Annotated in this window: 19 protein-coding genes and 1 pseudogene; 7 read left to right on the top strand and 13 right to left on the bottom strand. The window is 32.4% G+C overall.

Annotation, left to right across the window (positions count from 1 at the left end):
• Positions 1-1185, bottom strand: a complete 1185-nt coding sequence (locus FOF46_RS04090) for an LETM1-related biofilm-associated protein (RefSeq protein WP_109434588.1) — start codon at positions 1183-1185, stop codon at positions 1-3.
• Between the two features lie 270 nt (positions 1186-1455).
• On the opposite strand from FOF46_RS04090, the gene FOF46_RS32915 reads away from it, so the two are divergent.
• From FOF46_RS32915 to FOF46_RS04065, 5 genes are all read left to right on the top strand, one after another.
• Positions 1456-2127, top strand: coding sequence for a DUF4331 family protein (locus FOF46_RS32915; RefSeq protein ID WP_143915609.1), 672 nt, complete (start codon positions 1456-1458; stop codon positions 2125-2127).
• 25 nt (positions 2128-2152) lie between these two features.
• Positions 2153-2764, top strand: a complete 612-nt coding sequence (locus tag FOF46_RS32910) for a DUF4331 family protein (RefSeq protein ID WP_143915551.1) — start codon at positions 2153-2155, stop codon at positions 2762-2764.
• A 135-nt stretch (positions 2765-2899) separates the two neighbouring features.
• Positions 2900-4189, top strand: coding sequence for a tetratricopeptide repeat protein (locus FOF46_RS04075; RefSeq protein WP_143915550.1), 1290 nt, complete (start codon positions 2900-2902; stop codon positions 4187-4189).
• Positions 4190-4195: 6 nt separating this feature from the next.
• Positions 4196-5269 (top strand): porin family protein, encoded by a 1074-nt coding sequence (locus tag FOF46_RS04070; RefSeq protein ID WP_143915549.1) that lies wholly within the window; start codon positions 4196-4198, stop codon positions 5267-5269.
• 223 nt (positions 5270-5492) lie between these two features.
• Positions 5493-5981, top strand: a complete 489-nt coding sequence (locus FOF46_RS04065) for a hypothetical protein (protein ID WP_143915548.1) — start codon at positions 5493-5495, stop codon at positions 5979-5981.
• A gap of 40 nt (positions 5982-6021) precedes the next feature.
• Here the strand turns inward: FOF46_RS04065 and FOF46_RS04060 are convergent, their stop codons facing one another.
• The 4 genes from FOF46_RS04060 to FOF46_RS04045 all read right to left on the bottom strand — a co-directional run bounded on the left by FOF46_RS04060 (position 6022) and on the right by FOF46_RS04045 (position 8733).
• On the bottom strand, positions 6022-6813 hold the full coding sequence (locus FOF46_RS04060) for an anti-sigma factor (RefSeq protein WP_109434593.1): 792 nt from the start codon (positions 6811-6813) through the stop codon (positions 6022-6024).
• 6 nt (positions 6814-6819) lie between these two features.
• Entirely contained in the window at positions 6820-7350 is a 531-nt protein-coding gene (locus tag FOF46_RS04055) for an RNA polymerase sigma factor (RefSeq protein WP_109434594.1), read from the bottom strand.
• A gap of 100 nt (positions 7351-7450) precedes the next feature.
• Entirely contained in the window at positions 7451-8041 is a 591-nt protein-coding gene (locus FOF46_RS04050) for a superoxide dismutase family protein (protein ID WP_109434595.1), read from the bottom strand.
• A 209-nt stretch (positions 8042-8250) separates the two neighbouring features.
• Complete coding sequence (locus FOF46_RS04045) at positions 8251-8733, bottom strand: YdeI/OmpD-associated family protein (protein WP_143915547.1); 483 nt, start codon at positions 8731-8733, stop codon at positions 8251-8253.
• Between the two features lie 416 nt (positions 8734-9149).
• Between FOF46_RS04045 and FOF46_RS04040 the strand changes: the two genes are divergently transcribed.
• A complete protein-coding gene (locus FOF46_RS04040; protein WP_143915546.1) occupies positions 9150-12389 on the top strand; it encodes a M36 family metallopeptidase in 3240 nt (1079 codons plus the stop codon).
• Between the two features lie 767 nt (positions 12390-13156).
• On the top strand, positions 13157-16240 hold the full coding sequence (locus tag FOF46_RS04035) for an InlB B-repeat-containing protein (protein WP_143915545.1): 3084 nt from the start codon (positions 13157-13159) through the stop codon (positions 16238-16240).
• Between the two features lie 81 nt (positions 16241-16321).
• On the opposite strand, the gene FOF46_RS04030 is transcribed toward FOF46_RS04035, so the two are convergent.
• The 8 genes and pseudogenes from FOF46_RS04030 to FOF46_RS32470 form a co-directional block, all read right to left on the bottom strand.
• Complete coding sequence (locus FOF46_RS04030; RefSeq protein WP_407933695.1) at positions 16322-17227, bottom strand: helix-turn-helix domain-containing protein; 906 nt, start codon at positions 17225-17227, stop codon at positions 16322-16324.
• Between the two features lie 133 nt (positions 17228-17360).
• Positions 17361-18206: an SDR family oxidoreductase gene (locus FOF46_RS04025; protein ID WP_143915543.1), complete on the bottom strand. Its 846-nt coding sequence runs from the start codon at positions 18204-18206 to the stop codon at positions 17361-17363.
• 646 nt (positions 18207-18852) lie between these two features.
• Complete coding sequence (locus FOF46_RS04020) at positions 18853-20067, bottom strand: bifunctional alpha/beta hydrolase/OsmC family protein (RefSeq protein WP_143915542.1); 1215 nt, start codon at positions 20065-20067, stop codon at positions 18853-18855.
• A gap of 340 nt (positions 20068-20407) precedes the next feature.
• Positions 20408-21127 (bottom strand): 3-ketoacyl-ACP reductase, encoded by a 720-nt coding sequence (locus FOF46_RS04015; protein WP_143915541.1) that lies wholly within the window; start codon positions 21125-21127, stop codon positions 20408-20410.
• 42 nt (positions 21128-21169) lie between these two features.
• Entirely contained in the window at positions 21170-22690 is a 1521-nt protein-coding gene (locus tag FOF46_RS04010) for a Dabb family protein (RefSeq protein ID WP_143915540.1), read from the bottom strand.
• A gap of 29 nt (positions 22691-22719) precedes the next feature.
• Positions 22720-23172: a GlcG/HbpS family heme-binding protein gene (locus FOF46_RS04005; protein ID WP_244299564.1), complete on the bottom strand. Its 453-nt coding sequence runs from the start codon at positions 23170-23172 to the stop codon at positions 22720-22722.
• A gap of 130 nt (positions 23173-23302) precedes the next feature.
• The gene (locus tag FOF46_RS04000) at positions 23303-23896 is read right to left on the bottom strand and encodes a Crp/Fnr family transcriptional regulator (protein ID WP_407933694.1); all 594 of its coding nucleotides are present in this window, start codon (positions 23894-23896) and stop codon (positions 23303-23305) included.
• Positions 23897-24006: pseudogene (locus FOF46_RS32470) on the bottom strand (IS982 family transposase); the annotation flags it as partial.

Here is a 24006-nt window from a genome sequence, read left to right as displayed (position 1 = left end):
TTATTTGTTCTCATTAAAAGCAGAAGGTAATAATTGAGGGATGAACTTGACCAATAAAGGTAATAAAAGACTACCACCGGGAAGAATAAAAATAGCTAATGATGGGATAGTTTTGCAAATATCCAATAGCTGTTTCTTTACCTGTTGTTTTTCTTCTTTAGATAAATCACGTACCGTCGACTGACCCAGCAAAATCATAAGATCTTTACTTTCTGTAATTTCCTTAATCAAACGTTTTTTATTCCTTAATACCAATACACTAACCGTTCTAGAAGTCTGTTGATAGAAATGTAAAGCAGGGTGTGAGTAGTTAAAAAATGAAATATGTTCCTTATGAGTATTTATAAAAACCTGAACCAAACTTATTGATTCTTTGATTATTGTATTTGGTAATTGAAGCTCAGCTCCAAGCGCAGATAAAAAACTCTGCTCACCTCTATCGATCTCTCTATCATTCCAAACGGCAAGACTGGTGAGGTCAACAATATATTTTTTTTCGATTTCATCAGTATAAGGATCAAGTTCTATATAGTCAAAGCTAGCCTCCTCTTCTGTTGAAATATTAGTGTATCGAACTGACGAAGCAAACAATTTCACCAACATTTTATCATAATCATCTTGCTCTTGTTTAGAATTCAAGGCCAGAAAAACAGTGTTGGTTAACGTTTCTTCTAATTGTGCAGCATATTCAAATGGATTCTTATCGTGTATCAGGAAATAATCAAAAGCTAATACATCAATAAATAATAAAGCATTAGTAAGTAAGTGACTAAAGTTCTTCTTAAAAATAGATTCGTTAGTTTGTATTCGTGTGTGTATAATCTTTTCTAACTTTTCACTTTTATTAGAAGTAAGCATATTTCCAAAAGAAAAAATCGATTTTTTAGTATCCAGAAAGTTATAAAACTGAACTAATGCTTCAATAAACCCCTTTTTATCTGCATTTTCAATAGTATCATAATAAGTTACTACTAATGCAGTAAATAAATTCAATTTTGTCTTCTCTTCTTCAGAATATATAATGTCAGTATCATTTGAAATCAAGGTGTCAATAGAAGTCCCATAAATAAAACCCACTTGTCTTAAATCAGAATATAATTGATCAAATGACCATGGAGATGAATTATAATGATCATTGAAATTCCTTAAAAATTTTTCTATCCAACCAGAAGTTGAAGGGTTCATCGAGTAAGGTTTGTTACAAAGTTAGTTTTATTTTAATAAAATTCTATTTTGATAGGTTATAAAACGCATGGATAGAATTGAAATTGCCTTAATCTGTCATGTGTAATGACTTATTAAATAGTGTTTTATTGCTTTGTTTCTGCTTGTTTACCTCATATTCAGTCAAAACTTTATTTCTGTTAACAAATGTTTAACAAAGATAAAAAAACCAAGCTTTACATATTCTCGTATGTATGGGCGTAAACTTTTAAAATTAAAAAAATGAATCGCATTAAAAAAACAAAATTATTTATCATTGGCGGTCTCCTTTCTATAGGGATAGTATTAATGGCAGCTGATCATTTAGATGCTCCAGCGGTAGGTGGGACTACTGCAGATATCACAGATTTTTACGCTTTTGAAGGAGCGAATTCTGACAATACCGTTTTGGTGGCTAATGTACAAGGGTTATTGGCTCCAGGAAGTACAGCAGAATTTGATGAAAATATATTGGTAGAAATAAACATTGACAACGATGGAGATTTGGTTGAAGACCTAATCATACAAGCGATACCAAGAAATGGTACAATGTATTTCTTTGGCCCATATAGACCGTCTGTTACCGGGCTAAATAGTACTATTAATGAAGAAGCTCAGTATTTAGGGCAAGTAGAGATTAGTACAGGGGCAAATGCTATTAGCTCCTCTGCTAACGGAATTTCGTACTTCGCAGGATTACGAGAAGATCCTTTCTTTTTTGATTCAAGTCAGTTTAACGCAATTATTGGAGGAATGGCTCCTAACGGATTTAATAACCCTGGGAATGATGATTTTGATGGAACTAATATTTTATCCATAGTGGTAGAAGTACCAAATGCTCTTTTGGGAGGAACGTTTAGTCATCCAGCAGGAACTGGAATTCAAGTGTTTAATACATGGGTAGAAGCTAAAAGAAAACAATAATTAGAAATTTTTAAAACACAAAGTGATGAAAATAAATAGTATAAAATGTATAACAGCAACCCTTTTATTAGTGATAGGACTAACGAGTTGTAACAATGATGATGAAGGTATTATAATTGTAGAACCAACTTTAGATTTTTCAGGAACTTTTGCTCAGGAAGATCAAATGGGAAGACCTGGTATTAATACCGTATTCAGTGCGACGCCTGATATTGAAAATAACTTTAATGTTACTATACCTTCAGAACAAGGAGCGGCTTTTCAATCTTTATTTGAAACTCAATTGGCAGGTTTACATTCAGCTTTTGGGGCAACATATGAGAATAATATTCTTAATTTAGACATTACTACACTTACAACTGTATTAGCTTCAGATGTACTTCAGGTAGCACCCGATGCGCCAACTACTTATTTTGATGGGACTAATGTGCTTACGGGAAGAACGTTAACAGATGATGTGATTGATGTTTCTTTAATTCTATTATTTGGTGGACAAACCGGAGACCGATTTAATGGTCAGGACATCAATAATGATGGTACGCCAGATCTGCCTATTTTGGTTACCGATGGTGTGAGTGCAGCAGGTGAAACACCATTAGATGCATTTCCTTATTTAGAGGCACCCCACGGAATATAGTATATAGAATGGTTCCTACTTACCATTACGAGCGGAGTCAAGAATTTTACTAAAAGATTAATAGTAAAAAATAACTCCGCTCTCTATAAAAAAGCAAAATAGAAATCAATATTAAAAGACTAAAAAAATATCAAGATGAAAATCATAAACCTTATCTGTGTGTTGATAATGGGTACTATTATCATTTCATGTCAAAAATCAGAAAATACTGTTACCAATTCAAAAGATTATGTAGCGTATCTCCAAAAAAAAGAAAATCAAGTGCAGAAAGATGCTTTGGTGCAACTTAAATTCTGGAATACTAAAATCAAAAAAGATAGTATGCAGATTTCGGCTATGGGAAAAGCAGCACAAGTGTACTCAAATTTGTTTCAAACAACAGGAAATATTAAATATCTCAAGCAAGCAGAACAAATACTGACTAAATCAGTAGAAATAGCTGCTATAAAAAAAGAAGGATACCTTTTGGCTTTGGCTCGTAATTATATTTCTCAACATCGATTTAGAGAAGCTAAAACTGCTGCAGAAGGAGCGTATATGTTAAACCCTAATAAGGCTTCAAAAATGGTGCTTTTTGATATTTATATGGAACTAGGGGAGTACGATAAATCAAAAAAACATTTAGAAGGTATTGTCGATCAAAGCGATTATAATTTTTTAATTCGATTAACAAAATGGAATGATTATCAAGGTAACCTGGATGCTACAATACGTAATATGGAAAAGGCCAAAACGATCGCTGAATCTAGTAAGAAGGAAGGGTTAATGTTGTGGTCATATACAAATCTTGCTGATTATTATGGTCATGCCGGGAGAATTCGGGATTCATATGAACATTATTTAAAGGCATTACAGATTGACCCATCAAATAGCTATGCCAAAAAAGGAATTGCATGGATTGTATATTCTTATGAATATAATCCAGAAGAAGCTTTAAAAATCATTGAAGCAATTGCAGAAACGCATCAAAGTCCTGACTACTTTTTATTAAAAGCAGAAATTGCAGAATACCAAGGAAATAAAGAGGATAAAGAACAAAATCTAAAAGCTTATTTTGAAGCAATTAATGATCAGCGGTATGGAGATATGTATAATACATATACCGCTTTACTTTTAGCAGAAGAATATCAAGAGTATGATATAGCCCTACAAATTGCAGAGAAAGAGATTTCCAATCGTCCGACTCCTCAATCCTATATTCTAAAAGCAAATATTCTTAATCTCATAGGAAATCATGAACAAGCATTAAAAATCGCAAAAGAATATGTTGTCGATAAAACGTTTGAGCCAGAGGCTAATTATCAAGTTGCTCAGATTTATAAGGCAAATAAATTGCTAGATGAAATCAATCCAATAAAGAAAGAATTGATAGAAAGCAATTATGAATTAGGACCTGTACTATCTCAAAAGATTTTAGAATTATAAAAGAGTATGAGACATCTTATATTCATATTGATACTGATATGTTATTGGAGTACTCATGCGCAGTATCAATCTCAAGATAGTAGAGTTGAAAAAGGAACCAAGACTTGGGTGGAGGAAAATTTTTCTTTAGGTCTAGATAAATTACCCAAAGTAATAGAGTATCAATCCAGTATATCTACTTTAACAACAAATTCGTTGATGAAAATATTAAATACAGGTACGCTTCAATATAAAGCAAGTACTATCAATTATACAGGAATGGATTTTGGAATATTTGAAGTAGTACCCGAGGTACAGATAGATTATTTTAGAAATATTGATGAAGATTTTGAGAGTCAAGCCTCTTTTCAATCTTTACTTATTCCTGGATTAAGTATCCTATATAAAAAGAATGATGACCTTAATTTTTTCATAAAGTCAATAATAGGAATTAAAAGTAATATTGATCAAGATGCAGTTGTTAATATGAAAGAAAAAAAAATAAATAGCATTTATGCGTTGGATATAGGGATGGATTGGCAATTGTCCTCTAGGATTTCTTTAAATACAACATTGTGGTATCTTAATTTTGATCAAGAGTTTGAATATATTGAAGATGAGGAGATCGCAGTATTTAATGGGAAAAACAAAAATACTGGGTTAGATTTTAGTAGTAGATATCAAGTTAATGATTGGTTATATCTGGATACCGATATTGGATATGTATTTGGGGGTAAAGAATCATTCAACGAAGGAGATAATACACAATTTAATGATGAGTTTGTTGCCGAAGGAGGTATAGGTGTTGAGAATTATAAAAATTTCTCTGGAAAAATAATGTATAGATATTTTCAAGATGGGCTTACCACTAATTATGATATAAATCAAGAGTATTTAGTTGCTGATGCAGAAATTAATTATACCTGGAAAAACTTCGATTTTGGTATTGGTGTAGAAAATATATTTGGAGGAACATACAATGATCCAAGGTTGGCCGGTGCATCTAGGTTAACCGGTGAATTAGAAGCTGAAACAGAAGGAATTTATTTTACGCCTGATACTCCATTTACTTTTGAAGCTAGAATAACATATAGTTTTTAATTACACTTACTTAGGTTTTAAAAAATAACTGAAACCAGTACAATAGAACTAATTTGATGTTTGTTTTTTGATGTTTAGAAAAGCTTATCTGCAGGGGCGCAGACAAGCTTTTCTTGTTTTTATATTTAAATTACCTTTGTATATCTGTGGATATTACAACTTATTTAGAAAAACAAATGTAAATAGGTGTGTATAATACATTTATCTAGGTCAAACTCACATTATGAAAAACTATATATTTCTATTGATAATTATTATTACTATTGTTTCCTGTCAGGAAACAAAAAAGGAAAATTCTGATTATCAGGAAATCGAAGTAGAGAAATTAACGCCCGGTCCTATTGTAAATGAATCATTGACAGATAAACAATTAGATCATATTAGAACAATTCATGACACTTTTTTAGAAGTATATCCTATATCTCTCGATGAGACAATTACTAATTTTAAGAGAGATCAAAACCCTGATAATGAGATTGAGGTTTGGTTAGCTATGGCTGAATCATATAAAAATTTTGTTTTAAAAAATAAAGGAGATGATCAGGTAGAAAAAAGGAAAGAAGCTTTTAAGTTAGTTTTAATGAGATCAATGATGTCTGAAGAAGAAACGGTTAAAAAAACCGAAATAAAAATATTGACAAAAAAAGAAGTTAAAGAAATTCTCGATAGCTATCAATTAGGAAAGAAACCGATAAAAATAGAAACTCATTAACGTTAGTATGACTATTTTAATCTGATTTTCATTAATTCTTCTAGGACTCTACAACTCCTAAGGTGTATAGTTGTTCTAAAGTAGGAGATTCACTACCACCTTCTGGTTCTAGGGTTATTCCAAACGCTTCAGATTTATTAGGATTCGCTAGTATAAAGATTTTAGTATCATCCTCATTAAACGTATCCAATACTCCCATACTGGTAGGTGTTAATGGGTCAAGTTTTAATGACCATACCTGATACACTTTTCCAGGAGGGGGTGTAGGAAGACCAGCTACATCAATATAAGCTGTTTGTTTATTTTTATCCCAATAAACAGCAGCATAAGCGGTAGGATCAACTTGTTGGGCTTTTAACGGAACTTGTATGAGATCTTTATTTCTCAATATTTTTAATAAAGACTTGGCTTTAGAAAGGTCTTCTTCTGCAATATTGATTTTTCCTTCAAGTAATGTTTGTTCAATCTGATTCGTGACAAGTTGCTTTTGTAATTTTTGATTTTTGTTAAATTGAATAAATAGTCCAATTAATAGCGCAATACAAGCTGCCCATCCAATGTAAGCAGGCAGATTAGTACGTTTACGAGTAATTGGTATTACATTATTATTAGATTGGATTTGTTCTTGTACCTTAGTGTATAATGATTCTATATCTTCAGGAGCTTTTGCGGCTGATAATTGTTGTAAAGCATTTTCAATACGTTCTACTTCTTTAACAGCTTCAGGATATTCTTGTAACACCTTGTATACTTCGGTATTCTCTTTTTCAGAGAGTGAACCGTAGACGTATAGTTCTAAAATACCAGATGCTATGTAAGCTTTAATATCCATGAGTTGTTATACTTCCAATATTTGTTTTAGTTTATCAATACAAATTCTATTCCTTGTTTTTACCGTACCTAAAGGAATTTCCAATTCTTCAGCAGTCTCTTTCTGTGTAAATCCTTTAAAAAATAACAGATCAATTACTTTTTTACACAGAGGCTCTAGTGCAGCAATGTACTTTTTGATTCCTATGCTATCTATTTTACTGTTAAAATTAGTTTTGTCTTCTAATATATCTACGAAATAATCGGTTGTTAGGTTTTGTGATGTATTTTTAAAGCTCTTTGATCTGGTTTTATCAATAGCCGAATTACGCGCTATATTAAGAATCCAGGTAAAAAACCGTCCTTTTTTCTCAGAATAAGTATGAGCACTATTCCATATTTTAATAAATACATCTTGTAATACTTCTTCAGACAGAGCTTCATCTCTAACAATATTATAAATAATACCATAGACATTTTGAGAATACATATCATAAATACGTTTAAACGCAGCTTGATTTTTATTCTGTAACGCTATAATAAGTTCTGTGGGTTGCATTCTGTTGATCTACAAGAAGTATCGAAGGTACTGTTTTCATTAATTTAAAACAAAAAAGAGGTTGTTATATAGCAACCTCTTTTTTGTCTTTTTTAGTAATTTATTGTATGATACCACCGCAACTTACTCGACTACCAGCAGCACCTGAAGGCTGTGAGGTAAAATCATCGGTCCCTTGATGTACAATAATTGCTTTCCCAACAATGTTCTTTTTGTCATCATCACAACCGATACACCATTCGTTGGTTGCAAAAGTAATACTTCCGGTGCCATCGGCATCTGCTTTAAAATTTCCTATGTCACCTTTATGATATCCTTCTTTTACTCCCCATTTACCATGAGGTTCCATTGTAGGATTCCAGTGACCACCTGTAGATTTACCATCTGGAGAAGAACAATCTGCTTTTTCATGAATATGAATAGCATGTTCTCCTTCACTTAATCCAGTTAAATCTGCAACCATATTTACCATACCTTCAGATTCAGTAAAAGTAACTTTGCCAGAAACTTTACTGTCACTTTTTGGTTCAAGAGCAAATGATAGAGTAATAGTCTTATCCTCTTCTTTCTTTTCTACAGTCTCTACCGTTTCTGTAGTATCTTCCTGATCCGTAGCCTCTTTCTTTTCTCCTTTACAGCTAAATACAGCTATAGATAAAAAAGTAAGTACTGCTAATTTTAGGGTTTTCATAGTTTTATGATTTGTATTTATTTTGTTAACGTAATATAATGCAGTTTTAGTTTATGACAAAGATTATATATAGAATTTTGTTATAGGTGTATAAGATAGCGTAAAATGCTTATATGTTAAACGTTTTATGCATAGTGTAACTATTGTGAAAATTAATAATAAATGGATTGGTATGATATCATTATAAAATAGAAATATCATTCAGTGCGTTATAGTCTTTTTATTAATTCTTTATGATCTCTAATTCCTAGTTTTAAGTTTTCTGTAATGATAAGTGCTTTGTCGATACGATTTTGAGTGTTTCTTATTTTTAAAATATAATAGATTATACTTCGTTTTTTACCAGCAGTAAGGGTGTCAAAAATCTGCAGAGCTTCTGGATCACTTTGCAATACTGCTTCGAACTCTTCTGGTATTTCTACACCATATTTAGAAGTATCTTCTAATAATCGTACAGTAAAATAATCAGAAGGAAAAATACCTAATTTTTTCTGATTTTGTTTGTTAAAAGTGATATGATACCTTTCTTTTATTTTTTGCAATGCTGCGTGAAATTGCACCGATTTTTCTTTGAAAACAATTTCAACAACTACTCTTTTATAACCTTTATTTAAATAATGATTTGCTATCTGATCTGGGACTATAATACTATGACTAGATTGAAGAGAGGTTTCAAACGTCTTGATTTTCATTGTTTTAATTTTAATAAAAGTAACTTGAATTAGTCATAAATCATAATTTAGGAATAACCTGTTTAGACTTTGAAGAATTTTGTTAATCAAAATTTGTCTTTTTGTTAAGATAACTAACGTTAGTTATAAAAAAAACAAAATTAATTTCGACATGTTTACCGTAATGCAAAAAAGGCATTTTTATTCTTTTGGATTTCTTTTATAATTTTTTCTTAAAACATTTTTAATTAGAGTGTCAATGTTTATAAAGGTTAACAGAAATGTCGTCTCTTGAATGTTGTATTTTAACAATATGTGTAAAAATAGTTCAATATAAGTGTTAATTTATGGTAATTTAATACACTATTGTTAAGTATAATCATAAACATTCTAAAAATCGTTAATTTTAGATATCACAAACTCAAAACTTATTTTTTATGAAAAAAGTCTACTCGTTTGCCATTCTATTATTTTTGGTAGGGCAAACAATTCTTGCACAGAATTCAGATGCAATAGTTCGAAGTCACTTTGAAGATTTTAAGACTACGACGTCAAAAAGCTCTTCTTCAATTAACGATTATTCAGAATGGAGAATTACTAGTGAAGCAACTTCATTAAAACCTGGATTAAAACATGTATATGTAAATCAGCTTCACAACAATATTCCAATTGTCGATGGTACTTTTAAATTATCTATTGAAAATGGTCAAATTACTTATCAGATCGATCAATTTATAAAAGATGTAACATCCAAGATAACTTCTGCTAAAGCATCTTCTAATGAAATAGCAGCTATAAATGCGGTTATTAGGGCGCATAATTTACCTTCTGCTCAGAGGCTTTCAAAAACGGTAAATAGCAAGTCTGGAGGATCAGAAATTTATGAATTCAAAGATTCTGGAATCACTATGGAAGGTGAAGCTATCAAAGTACAACAAGTATATAAATTACACAACGATCAACTTAAACTTTGTTGGAATGTGAGTTTATACGAAAAAAGTGGTCAAAATTGGTGGAATAGTTATGTAGATGCAAGTTCAGGGAGCATCATATATGAGGAAAATTGGGTGATCAAATGTAATTTTGATACTCCTGATAATACTTCTCACAATCATAATAATTCAGTGCTTTTTAATAAAGAAGTAGCTACCGTTGCAGAAGCGCCAACTGCCGCTTTAGCACCAGATTCATATAATGTATATGCGATGCCTTTGGCAAGTCCCGATGAAGGAAATCGTACTATTGAAACAAATCCGGCTAATACTACAGCATCACCTTTTGGCTGGCATGATACCAATGGAAGCTCAGGAGCTGAGTTTACTATTACAAGAGGTAATAATGTTTGGGCACAGGATGATAGTAATGGAAACAATGGAACAGGATTTTCTCCAAGCGGAGGCGGTAGTCTAGATTTTAGTTTCCCAGTTAATCTAAATCAGCAACCTAGCTCATATAGAGATGCATCAATAACTAATTTGTTTTATTGGAATAATATCATGCACGATGTGTGGTATCAATATGGTTTTGATGAAGCTAGTGGTAATTTCCAGGAAAATAATTATGGTAATGGTGGATCAGGAAGTGATTCTGTAAATGCAGATGCACAAGATGGTAGTGGTACTAATAATGCCAACTTTGCAACACCAGGAGATGGAAGCAATCCAAGAATGCAGATGTTTCTTTGGAATAGAACAAGCCCAGGTAGAGATGGAAGTTTTGATAACATTATTATTGCTCACGAATATGGACATGGTATTTCAACCAGACTTGTAGGAGGACGTAATACTAATGCACTAGGAGGTTCTGAGCAAATGGGAGAAGGATGGTCTGATTGGTTTGGATTAATGTTAACAATGAAAGCTGGAGACACCGGTACCGATGGAAGAGGTGTTGGTCCTTATGTATTAGGACAACCTATTGATGGAGCAGGAATTCGTCCAACAAGGTATTCTACAAATAGATCTATTAATGATACAGATTATGCAGATATTGGTGGATTAGCAAGACCACACGGAGTTGGGTATGCTTTTGCAACAATTTTATGGGATATGACTTGGGCATTAATTGATGCCGAAGGTTTTGATGCTGATTTCTATAATGGTACAGGAGGTAATAACATAGCAATGGCACTTGTAATAGAAGGATTGAAAAACACGGCGAATAATCCAGGATTTGTTTCTGGACGTGACGGAATTCTTCAGGCTGATCAAGATTTATATGCGGGAAAATATAACTGTTTGATATGGAAAGCTTTTGCAGAACGTGGAGTAGGACAAGATGCGAACGAAAATAATAATGGGGGATCTAATGGTCAAACAGATCAAACGGTTTCTTTTGTAAACCCTTGCGATGATCCGGGACCAGGACCAGGAACAGGAAATTGTTCTGGTGATGTGGCATCATTTCCATTTAGTGAAAGTTTTGAAACTAATTTAGGAGAATGGAAACAAGCCACTTCTGGAGATGATCTTGACTGGACCAGAGATTCTGGAGGAACACCTTCAAACGGAACCGGCCCAGGAAGTGCAATCGATGGTAATTTCTATCTTTATGTAGAAGCATCAGTTACTGGAGCAGGATTCCCTAATAAAAGAGCAATTCTTAATTCACCATGTTTAAATTTTAGTAGTTTGACTTCACCTAGCCTTACATTTCAATATCATATGATAGGTAGTGCAGTTGGTACTTTTACAGTGGAAGCAAGAACTAATAATACAGGAAATTGGACTAGTGTATTTACCCGAACTGGAGCTCAGGGAACAGACTGGAATGCTGCCGATATTGATCTTTCTGCGTATGCAGGAGAGGCTAGCGTACAACTTAGATTTAATGCAGTAACTGGTAATAGCTGGCAAGGAGATATTACAATTGATGCTGTAAGTATTCAAAATGGAACAGTCAACCCTCCAACTGGATGTACTACATTAGACTTTAATGATTTCCAAATCACTCCTTTTTCTAATCAAGATTCTGCTGGTAATTTCTCTATTGTAAATGGAGGTGCTGGATTATCTATTCAAAATAATACCTGGAAGTATATTCCTCTTAATTATACGGTAACTACAAATACTGTCATAGAATTTGAATTTAGTAGTGCAGCTCAAGGTGAAATTCACGGAATTGGTTTCGAAAATGACAATACCTTAACACAAACTCAATATTTTAAAGTTCATGGTACTCAAAATTATGGAGTAACGAACTTTGATAACTATACTAGTGGAACCAGAACATATGTTATTCCGGTAGGAGATTTCTATACAGGTGCAATGGATAGATTAGTGTTTATCAACGATAATGATGCTGGTTCTAGAAATAGTTCAATATTCTCTAATGTGAAAATTTATGAAGGATCTTGTGGTGGATCATTAGCAGAAATAGCAACTTCTGGATTTGGAGGAAATACTCCAATCATAGGAGACGAAGATGAAGATGTTTTATCAAGTATAGCTGTTTTTCCAAATCCGTTAAATAAAGGGGATGTACTTCGAGTATTTATTCCTGGTAAAACAATCTCAGACACTTCGTATTCTATAGTTAACTTAATGGGACAAGTAGTTGGAGAAGGAAAGATTAATAATAACGGTTTTATAAACGTGGACCGCTTGGGTGCAGGCATGTATATGCTTAAAATTCAAAATTCGGGAAGCGAAACAATAAAACGTTTTATTAAGCAATAACCGATTTATAGAGTAATTGAGGAAAGGTCATCGTATGCGATGACCTTTCTTTTTTATTAGTTGTCATGTCGTGAGTTTTTTACTTTTTTAAAAGAATAAGACATTTGCCAACTTAAAATCTCAAAAAATATTGTTTTGATTTCATTGATTAATATCAAGTTTATAATTGACAAAAGCCTATATTTAAATTGTAAGAAGTAACTAATTTTGAAAAAAATAAACTCTTAAACACAAACCTCAAACCAAATCATGAAAACTCACCACCACTTCACTCCAGTAGTATTTATAATGCTTATGTCGAATATAAACATAAGGCAGATTTCAGAACAAAAAAATAAGCAATGTTAATTGGATCTAAATTCAATGTTATGCTTTGTGAAAACTTACGTTAAATGATTTAAGGATACATTAAGAATTTATGTGTGGTAATTTGCTGCTGGCCAATTTTTTAAATTTGAATTCCTTAAAACCTGATGTACTACGATCATGAAAAAAATCTGCTTTCTAATTGCAATAAAATCATGTTTACAATTGAATTCTATAAATGATAAATATGGGTAAATAACAGCTCATAATCTTGGTATATCTAATGTGTGAAATGATTAGATGCAAACTCCTAAAAATATTCAATACCTAATTGTAAAAAACATAACGATTCGATTATAATAGCTTTAAATAATCAATATCTCATAAAAAGTATTTTATGAAAAACAAATCTGATTTTAAAAAACCAATACCTTCTATACAACTAACTTAAACACAAAAAAATGAAAAAGCTCTATTTTTTGTTTGTGATTCTTATGGGATTACAAGCACAAGCGTCCAACGGTAAATATCGATTAACATTAAGAGGTAACCCAGCCACTTCTATTGTTATAGGATGGGATCAGACCTCTGGGAGTAGCCCCACAGTGTATTATGGGACAACCGATTTTGGAACCAATTACAACAGCTATCCCAATTCTAAGACTCCCGATAGAACCGTTTCCTATAAGGGAATGAATAATAATTTTGCCCGTCTTACAGGCTTGACTCCTAATACGGCATATTATTTTGTTATAAGAGATAGTCAGGGAACTAGCCAACGTTTTTGGTTTAAAACGGCACCATCAGATAATAGTAGATTATCTTTTATTGCAGGAGGAGATTCTCGTAATAATAGAACACCACGTAGAAATGCAAATAGTCTGGTTGCAAAATTAAAACCACATGCTGTACTATTTGGTGGTGATATGACTAATGGAGATAGTTCATCAGAATGGAGAGAATGGTTCGATGATTGGCAACTAACAATTGCAAGTGACAATAGAATGTTTCCAATTGTGGCTACAAGAGGAAATCACGAAGATAGTAATAATAGTGTCTATAACCTTTTTGATGTACCTTCTTCAAATGTATATTATGCAATTACTTTTGGTCAAAATTTGGTAAGAACTTATACACTGAATACTGAAATTTCGATTTCAGGAAGCCAAACAACATGGTTGCGAAATGATTTAAATGCAAATCCCAATACAGTTTGGAAAATGGCTCAATATCATAAACCAATGAGACCACATGTTTCTTCCAAGAGAGAAGGGAATAGTCAATATAGTAACTGGGCAAATCTTTTTTATGACAAAGGAGTAAAACTAGTTATAGAATGTGATGCTCATACTGTAAAAACTACATGGCCATTAAGACCAACTACAGGGTCGGGAAATGATGAAGGATTTGTAAGAGATGATACCAATGGGACCGTATATGCAGGAGAAGGTTGCTGGGGAGCACCATTGCGATCTAATAATGATAATAAAAGCTGGACTCGTAATTCTGCTAGATTTAATCAGTTTAAATGGATCTTTGTGGATGAAAATAAAATTGAAACAAGGACTATTAAAGTAGATAATGCATCACAAGTAGGTTCGGTATCTAATAATAATGTGTTTACAATACCAAGTAATCTGGATATTTGGAATCCATCTAATGGAAGTGTAGTAACTATTAATGCTACGGTAACCACTCCAGATACTGAAGCTCCATCAACTCCAACTAACTTAACATCATTAAATGTAACATCAAATACGGCTTCTTTAGATTGGAATGCTTCTACAGATAATGTAGCAGTTTCTGGATATGATATATATCAAGATAATACAAAAATAGGAACTACTAGTACGACAACATATAATGTTACAGGGTTATCTCCTAATACTTCATATGCTTTTAAAATTAAGGCAAAAGATGCGGCAGGTAACGTTTCTGGATTTAGTACTACAGAGAGTGTAACAACGTTAGATGGTTCTACAGCTTTATTTACTGTAGGTATTACAACAGTAGGAACTAGTAATTCTACTCATTCAACACGAAGAGCAATGCCGTATACCTTATCAGAAAATGGGATACTGCAAAGTATTGCTATACATATTGAAGGAGGTACAGGAAATACCCAATTAGGAGTTTATGCAGATAATAATGGAGCTCCGGGTAATAGGATAGGGCAAACTGCTATTACATCAATAAGATCCACCAGAGGATGGCAAACGATAGCATTAGAAAACCCTGTTAATGTAGATAGCGGAGATACTATATGGTTAGCTTGGATTTTTTCTGCGAATCCTGGTGTGGCTTATGTATCAGGCAGCCCTGGAAGATATCAAGCTGATGGAACCAGTTGGTCTTCAAGTGGAGGTAATATGCCATCCAGTTACGGAAGTGGAGCTCAAAGCAATTATAGATACTCAGTATATGCAAACTATACAAGAAATACATCAAGTACAACATATACGTTAACTACAAATACCACAGGACAAGGTTCTGTAAGCGGTGCTGGAACATATAATGATGGAAGTTCGGCTACTGTTACTGCAACTCCGGCATCTGGATGGCAATTTGATGGATGGAGTGGAGCATTATCGGGATCAGCAAACCCAGCTAGTCTAACTATGAATACTAATAAAACTGTTACAGCAACCTTCACAGAAACAAATACAGGAGGAGGACAAACAGGAAGTGTAGAAGTTGCTATTAGTAATGGAAGTGATGATGTAGAGGAAGGTGAAAATGGTACTATATATGCTAATAGTAGCGATCTCGAAATGGTTTATGATAGTTATAATAATAATGGATATCAGAAAATAGGTTTACGTTTTCAATCTGTGGGAATTCCTAAGAATGCTATAATAACCAACGCGTATCTTCAGTTTACAGCAGATGAAAGCAATAGTGCAAGTGCATCTTTAGAGATATCTTTACATAATAGTGGTAATTCGCCAGGATTCTCTTCATCAAATAACGTCTCCGGAAGAAGTGTTTTTTCTGAAAAAGTTACCTGGAATCCACAATCTTGGTCAAGTAATCAAAATGGAAGTGCTCAGCGTTCTCCTAATCTGAAAAGTATGGTACAAAGTTTAGTCAATAACACCAGCTGGGTATCAGGTAATAATGTAAGTTTTATTATTAGAGGTAAAGGAAATAGCTTAACCAGTACATCTGCAAAAAGAGTAGCAGATTCTTATGAAGGAGGTGCGAATAAGGCTGCAAAATTGATCGTAGAATACACAACAAATAGTGCCAGATCTTTAGAGATCGCTAATATACCTTTAAATCAAAAAGAAGCTTTTAATATTCATCCTAATCCATTTGTTAATACTATCGATATTTCAGCATCATTATCAAAATCTAATAGTAACTATACTGTAATTATTTATACCTTACAAGGTAAGGTAGTGCATAAAGAAGGAATTTCATCCGGGTCAAAGAATGAAAGTGTTACGATAACTCCTAAAGTTAATCATTCGGGAATTTATTTGCTTTCAATTAGTGATGAGAATGGTAAGGTAATAGAAACCAAAAGGCTTATCAGGAAATAATAGTCTGAATACATAAAAAACGAATATTTTAAGAACCGCTAATTCTCAATAGAAATAGCGGTTTTTTATTTTTTTATTTTTTTAATTAAAAGATTGCCTAAATGTTAAGGGAGAAATTTTTGTTTTATTCTTAAATAGTTTACTAAATGATGCAGGATGTTCAAAACCCAATTCATATGCAATTTCACTAATGCTTAATTCGGTTGTAGAAAGTTTTTCTTTTGCTTTACTAATTAGTTTATTGTGAATATGCTGCTGCGTACTTTGTCCGGTAATTATCTTTAATATAGTACTTAAATAGTTAGGCGAAAGGTTTAGGTTTTTGGCAATTTCTGCAACCTTGGGAATTCCTTTAGTAGAAGTATTTTCTTCATTGAAACATTTATTTAGTGTTTCCTCTAATTTTATGAGAATTTGATGATTTGTGATTTTTCGAGTAATAAACTGACGTTCATAATAACGTTCTGCATAGTTGAGTAATAATTCAATCTGAGAAATGATAATACTTTCGCTAAATTTATCAATATTAGATTGATATTCTCTTTGTATATTTTCCAATATGTCTACAATAATATTTTCTTCTTTTTTGGATAGAAAAAGTGCTTCATTAACAGCGTAACCAAAGAAATCATAGTTCTTAATAGTCTTTACTAATGGTGTGCCCCATAAAAAATCTGGATGAATAAGTAATAACCACCCAGATGCATTTACTGTTGCATTTTGATTTATTTCAATTGTAAGAATTTGTTGTGGCGAAACAAAGGCTAAAACACCTTCATCAAAATCGTATTTTTGTTGACCATAATTAAACTTTTCACTCACATTTCGTTTTAAACCAATTGAATAAAAATTTTGTGTCCATTTAATTTCTTCAGTATCTGTTGGATACTTCACTTTACTGTAATTAATCAGACTAATTAGAGGGTGTTCTGGAGCAGGTAAATTACTATATTTATGAAACTCACTTATGGTTTTAAATTGATACATATTGTTCATTTTTGAAATTTAGTAATCAGTTTTCTTTTCGCAAAATCATCTTTGTTTGTATAGGGTTTTATTTTTAAATTCTCATCGATAGAGAAATCTTTATCCCTGAGTATTCTTTATTTTTTCACATAACTCAATCTTCAAATCCAGTAGATATTCCTAAATTTTGATGCTCTTTCATTGCTTTTTGAATAGCTTCAATTTTTAGATTAGCATAATGATATGCGTCTTCCCCCATAAAAAAATGAACAGGAGGTTTTTCTTGTTCACTTAAAGCGATAAGGACGTCTGTAGCTTTTTCAGGGTCATTGGGTTGATTTCCGTTTATGTCGTTTAAGTGGGCTTGTTCTATTTCGCGAGCTGATGTATATTCTAAAATTGGGTTAGATGGTCTTTGAATAGATCCTTCTGATAAAAAGTTCGTTCTAAAATATCCGGGATAAAGTAAAGTAGTATTAATACCAAAGGGTTTCATTTCTTCTGCAAGTGCTTCGGTAAAACCAGCTACTGCAAATTTTGTAGAACAATAAATACCAAACCCTGCAAAGTTGCCAACATAACCACCAATTGATGCTATATTAAAAATATGCCCAAATTGTTGCCTACGAAGATATTGTGCCACATTACGAATTACATTTATTGAACCAAAGACGTTTACATTAAAATTATTTCTTACTTCTTCTTCTGTAAGCTCTTCTAATGTCCCTATTTGGCTATAACCAGCATTATTGACTACAACATCTATTTGACCAAAATGATCAATTGTATCTTCAATACCTTTTTTTACATTTTTACTTTGAGTGAGGTCCATTTCAATAGGCAGAAAATGTTCATTTTCTTTACCAATTTTACTTATTAGAGCTTGTTTATTTCTAGAAGTTGCAGCAACATTAAATCCGTTCTCTAATAACTTTTTTACTAATATTAATCCTAAGCCCTTAGATGTGCCTGTAATAAACCATACTTTTTTTGTGTTCATTATTCTTTAGTTTTGAATTATGATACAAAGGTGATTTTATATAGTTTCATTTACTTTTCCAAATCTATGAAAATGATAGCCAAATCTACTTTAGTAAGGATTAGAGTACGGCTATTATTGTTAATATGTTATATAGTAGTTTATTTCCAAAGAGAGGAAATGAATTATATAAATTGTTGTGTGTTGCTTATTTTGGTTCGATATAAATTAATTTTCTAAACCTTCTATCATTTGAAGATTTATGAATTCTTTCTGTACTTCTATTAGTTTACTTAAATAATTTTCTGGGTTTATGTCTCTCTAGTATATACTTCGTTATTCATTTTAATAATGTGAATACTCTAATTGGTAGCGGGGCAAATTCGTTAGTGTCTTTTGCTCGTTTCAACCCAACATTATAGTTTTCTGTTTCTGTATCTCTTTATATCAGATTGATATTCTTAAAATTAACTACAATGTTGAAATGAAAGATATGTGGTCTTTATACTCTGCATCTTTTTAACCTAAAATAATGATTCTTGATCGGTTTAAAATCACAGTATAAGATGTTTTGGCCTCAGAATCATATAACCCTAAATTAATACCATGTTAGAATACTGTATTTTCTATTTTAAACAATAATTAAATTTAGATACCTTGATAAGGATTAGGGTATCAAATTTGTTATTACTTGCGTTTCACTATGTAATGTTTTATGTACAGGACATTTATCTGCAATTTGTAAGATTCTTGCTATTTGTTTTTCATCAAGATCACCCTCTAATTTGATTTCTCTCTCAAAAGTGTCAATCTTTGCCATAGGATCTTCACAATTTTCACAATCTACAGCATGCGTCTTACTATAGCTGGTGTGTACTTCTACATTTTGGAGATCCCAACCTTTTCTGGCAACATACATTTTTATGGTCATAGCTGTACATGCAGATAAACCTGCGGATACAAGTTCATAAGGAGAGGGCCCAAAATCATGACCTCCAACACTTTCTGGTTCATCTGCAATCATATAGTGATTCCCTACTTTCATCTGGGTAGTATATCCTTCGGCATTACCCAAACTTGCAACAACATGATGCTGACTTTTAATTTTTGATTTTTCGGGAATGTCTACATATCGAGAAGACCACCCGGCAATTACTTTCCCGACATAGATAGAATCTTCTTTTCGCATTAGTAAATGATCCGCACCATCCAAAGTAACAAAGCTTTTAGGATGCTTTGCTGCGTGATATATTTCTTCTGCATTTTTTATTCCTACGGTGATATCTTGAGGAGAATGCATCACAAGAATAGCTTTATCTAAACCTTTAGCAACTTGGGGTAATGATTTGGTTTCCAGGTCATCAATAAATTGTTTTTTAATAGTAAAATCGCGACCGCTTAAGTTTACGACAGCCTTACCATTTGCTTCGATCTCTTCTAAGCCACTTTTTAATAAATGTTTTACATGTTTTGGGTTTGAAGGGGCTCCAACTGTTGCTACCGCTTTTATAGAATCAATTGCAACTGCAGCAAAAATAGAAGCAGCTCCACCAAGTGAATGCCCAACAATAAGAGTAGGGGCTTTATATTCTTTTTTGAGAAAGTCTGCGGCTGCAATAAGATCCTCTACATTTCCAGAGAAATTAGTGTCTGCAAAATCTCCTTCACTTTCCCCAAGTCCTGTAAAATCAAATCTAAGTACACCAAATCCTTGAGAAGTAAGTCCTCTACTAATATTTCTTACAGCGCCCAGATTTTTATTACAAGTAAAGCAATGTGCAAATAATACAAAATTGTGAGGATGTTGATCTACAGGAAGCTCTAAACGACCAGATAGTGTTTGACCCTCAGAATTGATAAAAGTGACTTTGGATAGGCTCATTTTAAAATTGTTTATGTAAAGAGTCGGTATAACTAAAAAATACTTTCTAAAGATAATTTTTTCAATTTAGAATTGCCTAATTATTAAGTTTAAAAAAAAAATGATAAATGATTACTAAAACATGTTAATATTGATCAGTTTATACTTTTGATTAATTACATTTTGATGTAACTAAAATTTTTATATTCTTTTCATATTAATTTATGAAGTTCATGAATGAAGCTTTCTGTTAAGAAGCGATCTTGTTTTATTATACCCCAAAGCTCTTAGTTTTATACGATTTTGCCGTATTTCTTTTAATTTATCGAGAAACCTTCTATTTCTATCACCTTAATTAGAATTATGGATTTGTGGACCATAGTGCTGCACTTTTAAGCATTGCTCTTCTTGGCAGTTTTAAACCTGCGACTATTAATTCTGCAAAATCTTCTGGTTGTAAAACACTATCCTGAGAGCCCTTATTTGCAATACCTAACTCAATAGTCATATCAGATTCTATGGTACTTGGAGTTAATGTGTTAACTCTTATATTATTTTTTCGAACTTCCTTCATTAAGGAGTCAGACATTCCTATCACAGCAAACTTTGAGGCTGAATAAGCAGATATATTGGCATTTCCATTTAAACCTGCAGTAGAAGAGACATTAATAATATCTCCCTCATTCTTATCGATTAGATACGGCAAGACTTCTTTAGTAACATAATACATCCCCATTACATTGGTTTGAATAATTTGATGCCATTGACTTACTTCCATTTCATTAAAAGACCCAATAGCAGCAATTCCAGCGTTATTAACTAAAATATCAACAGAACCTAAAGCATCAACAATACTCTTTATACAGCTTTTAACTTCTTCATAATTACTGATATCGAATACTGAATAAATAGCTTTAACTCCAAATGCCTCTAATTCAGAAACGGTTTCTTTCAACGCTTTTTCATTTCTACCAGTTACAGCGACGTCAACACTTTCTTTAGCAAGTGCTATTGCAGTTGCTTTTCCTAGCCCTCTGCTACCTCCCGTTATAATTGCCTTTCTATTTTTTAAGTCCTCCATTTTTTATCGTTTTGAATGAGTTATATTATAAATAGCTCATTATTATTTTGTCCAATAATCTAACACTAATACGTCAGCAATGATTGCCCCTATTTTACTAACTAAATCTAAATGTGCTTTATGAAAGAGGTAAACTTCTCTGGCATGTTCATCATTAAATGTTAGAGTAAAACAATGCGTCAAACCTTTACTATGTCCTTCCTCACTATCATTGACACCCCATTCCATCTCTGCGATTTCAGGGATTTCATTTTTAAGATTGATAAAAGTATCAACCGCTTCCTGTACCTGTTGTTTCGTCGCAGTCTCCTTGTATTTAAAGTTAACCATATGCCTCAACACCTTTCCTTCTCTATCGATTTTAGGAGAGACTTTATAAGTAGCTATCTTTTTCAAATCAAACCTGAAAGACCCCGCGATAAGAAAATTGTTTTCTTCAATTTTGTGAGACCTTAAACCATAATAAATAGAAAATCCAGTTTCTAGATAATTTATGGGAGTCAGTATTCCATCTTCGCTGAGTTTACACAATTGAATACTGGCATCATCTCTGGTACCCACTGCCAAAATAGCTTCACTACTAGTTGTTGAAACTACTTCGATTCTTGTTTGCCCCTGTAACTTTGTCGTTTCGTCGTCTTTCAAAACGAAGTGGGGAATCAAAGCACCTTTTTTGTTGACTTTAAAAACACTCACTCCATCACCATGGTAGACAAAATCTGGTCTTTTTATAAAATTACTTCTTTTATAATATTTATGATGTCGATGACCAACAATCACATAATTATTGGCTCCTAAAGCCACACCTGTTACAGGGTATGCTCCAGTTAAATACCTGTCTTCTGTATTATCACTTATACTATTAATATTCTTAAACTCACCATTTTCATATATCCTAAAACTACTTACCCCATTATCCTGAAAGCCACCAGTATATAAAAAGGTTTTTCCGTTTATTTTATGCGTAAACATACCAATGATACCGTCGGTATGAATGGTTTCATCATCTTTCATGGATTGTACATGAGTTAGTTTTCCATCAGATTCAATTTTAAAAGAGCTTAATCCAGGAGTTTCTTCTAAACCACCAACAAATAAATATGAAGCGTTTTTCATGTGAATGATTTGAAGCGTAATAGCAGTACCAAGATGTGTTTCATCTGTATCTTCTACTAAAGCAACGCGCTTAAGAGAACCATTGCTTAAAATTTTAAAGGTTTCAATAACGTTTCCGTGTTTATTAGCAACAAATAGAAAGTCTGTACCATTAATATTATCAGCAACCATACCTCTAGCTGGTCCCTTGCTCTTGTAAAGTTCATGATTATTTATATGAGTTAGTTTGCCTTCTTTATCTAACTCATATATATCTATATTTCCAGCACCTCCAGCAAATACAAAATGAAAGCTATCTTTTTTATAGCTTGTTACAGAAACTGTATTATTACCAGATATGTCCTTAAAATCCTGTCTGTAAAGCATCAATTCATCAGATATTTGTGCCAAACAAATTTGAGATACAACCAATGCTATCGCGAAGATTCCTTTTTTTATATTGCTCATGGTTTTATCTTTTTGAATTTAATATATTATTATTCTATAACTGATGCTGCGCCAGCAGTAGCAATAGCTCTATCTTGATCAATGGTGCCGCCACTTACACCTATGGCTCCAATAATTTTTCCGTCTTTGTTTTTAATTGGTATTCCACCAGGAAATGTAATCAAACCACCATTAGAATGTTCTATGTTGTATATTATGCCTCCTGGTTGTGTCAATTCTCCTAATTTTCCAGTATCAATATTAAAATATCGTGCGGTTTTGGCTTTTTTTATGGCTACATCAATACTTCCAATAAATGATTCATCCATTCTTATAAAAGCTTTTAGATTGGCACCAGCGTCAACTACCGCAATATTTACTAATATGTTCGATTTTTCTGCCATTTTCTTAGCAGCTAAAAGTACTGAAAGAGCTTCATCATGCTTAATGTCTTTGGTGATTTGCGCATATGTATTGTTTGAGAGTATTATTAGTGTAAACATAATTACACAAATTTTGAAAGATTTCAGTAAGTTCATAATTCTGTTTTCTAATTTCGTGTTACAAAAATTATAAACTATGTTGAAAAAATAGTTGAACTTGTTCAACTTGATAAAAAAATTATGAGACTTTTCAGGGTTTTTTAATTTTACTTAAAAACTCATGGGTTATACCCAAATAGCTGGCAATTTGCTTATCCGTGAGTTTCGATACTATCTGAGGGTAAGTATCTATGAAATGATAGTACCGTTCTTTCGCTGTTTGACAATGGTTGCGAATTAAACGACGTTGCCATGCTACTATGGCTTTTTGAGACATAATACGGAAGAGCTTCTCAGCCGCAGGTATTGAATTATAAAGTGTTGATTTATCTTTTCGGTTAATAAGCAGTACCTTACTGTCTTCTAACGCCTGTATATTTAATTGAGATGGTTTCTGATTCATAAAACTATCTATATCCATTAACCACCAATCTTTAATCGCAAAATATAATATATTTTCATTTCCTTTATTGTCTATTATAAAAACCCTAAAACAACCTTCCAATACAAAACCTTCAAACTTACAAATACTACCTTGAGTCAATAAAAACTCTTTTTTCGAAATTACTTTTTGTTTAAAATAACCGCATAGTTGCTCCGAATCTGTTTTAGAAAGTTGTATGTTCTTTTCTATATTTTGTATTAACAAATCGTTTATCATTGAATATATTAACCCGTTGTGCATTTAGTTAATATTAATTTTTAGGTTGTTTATATTTCTGTTGAATTCAAACCTATTGATATATTGAATAATGGTCATTGCTGTGATCTTTGATAAGATTCTATTTTTAAATC

The organism is Aquimarina algiphila, assembly GCF_007489275.1.
GTDB classification, from domain to species: Bacteria; Bacteroidota; Bacteroidia; order Flavobacteriales; family Flavobacteriaceae; genus Aquimarina; species Aquimarina algiphila.
The sequence above is the reverse complement of the archived record's forward strand: the minus strand, read 5'-3'. Positions and strand labels throughout refer to the sequence as shown.

Coding starts and splice junctions, on each gene's coding strand:
- FOF46_RS04090 (WP_109434588.1), bottom strand. CDS start 1,185: ATGAACCCTTCAACTTCTGGTTGGATAGAAAAATTTTTAAGGAATTTC.
- FOF46_RS32910 (WP_143915551.1), top strand. CDS start 2,153: ATGAAAATAAATAGTATAAAATGTATAACAGCAACCCTTTTATTAGTG.
- FOF46_RS04075 (WP_143915550.1), top strand. CDS start 2,900: ATGAAAATCATAAACCTTATCTGTGTGTTGATAATGGGTACTATTATC.
- FOF46_RS04070 (WP_143915549.1), top strand. CDS start 4,196: ATGAGACATCTTATATTCATATTGATACTGATATGTTATTGGAGTACT.
- FOF46_RS04065 (WP_143915548.1), top strand. CDS start 5,493: ATGAAAAACTATATATTTCTATTGATAATTATTATTACTATTGTTTCC.
- FOF46_RS04060 (WP_109434593.1), bottom strand. CDS start 6,813: ATGGATATTAAAGCTTACATAGCATCTGGTATTTTAGAACTATACGTC.
- FOF46_RS04055 (WP_109434594.1), bottom strand. CDS start 7,350: ATGCAACCCACAGAACTTATTATAGCGTTACAGAATAAAAATCAAGCT.
- FOF46_RS04050 (WP_109434595.1), bottom strand. CDS start 8,041: ATGAAAACCCTAAAATTAGCAGTACTTACTTTTTTATCTATAGCTGTA.
- FOF46_RS04045 (WP_143915547.1), bottom strand. CDS start 8,733: ATGAAAATCAAGACGTTTGAAACCTCTCTTCAATCTAGTCATAGTATT.
- FOF46_RS04040 (WP_143915546.1), top strand. CDS start 9,150: ATGAAAAAAGTCTACTCGTTTGCCATTCTATTATTTTTGGTAGGGCAA.
- FOF46_RS04035 (WP_143915545.1), top strand. CDS start 13,157: ATGAAAAAGCTCTATTTTTTGTTTGTGATTCTTATGGGATTACAAGCA.
- FOF46_RS04030 (WP_407933695.1), bottom strand. CDS start 17,227: ATGTATCAATTTAAAACCATAAGTGAGTTTCATAAATATAGTAATTTA.
- FOF46_RS04025 (WP_143915543.1), bottom strand. CDS start 18,206: ATGAACACAAAAAAAGTATGGTTTATTACAGGCACATCTAAGGGCTTA.
- FOF46_RS04020 (WP_143915542.1), bottom strand. CDS start 20,067: ATGAGCCTATCCAAAGTCACTTTTATCAATTCTGAGGGTCAAACACTA.
- FOF46_RS04015 (WP_143915541.1), bottom strand. CDS start 21,127: ATGGAGGACTTAAAAAATAGAAAGGCAATTATAACGGGAGGTAGCAGA.
- FOF46_RS04010 (WP_143915540.1), bottom strand. CDS start 22,690: ATGAGCAATATAAAAAAAGGAATCTTCGCGATAGCATTGGTTGTATCT.
- FOF46_RS04005 (WP_244299564.1), bottom strand. CDS start 23,172: ATGTTTACACTAATAATACTCTCAAACAATACATATGCGCAAATCACC.
- FOF46_RS04000 (WP_407933694.1), bottom strand. CDS start 23,896: ATGCACAACGGGTTAATATATTCAATGATAAACGATTTGTTAATACAA.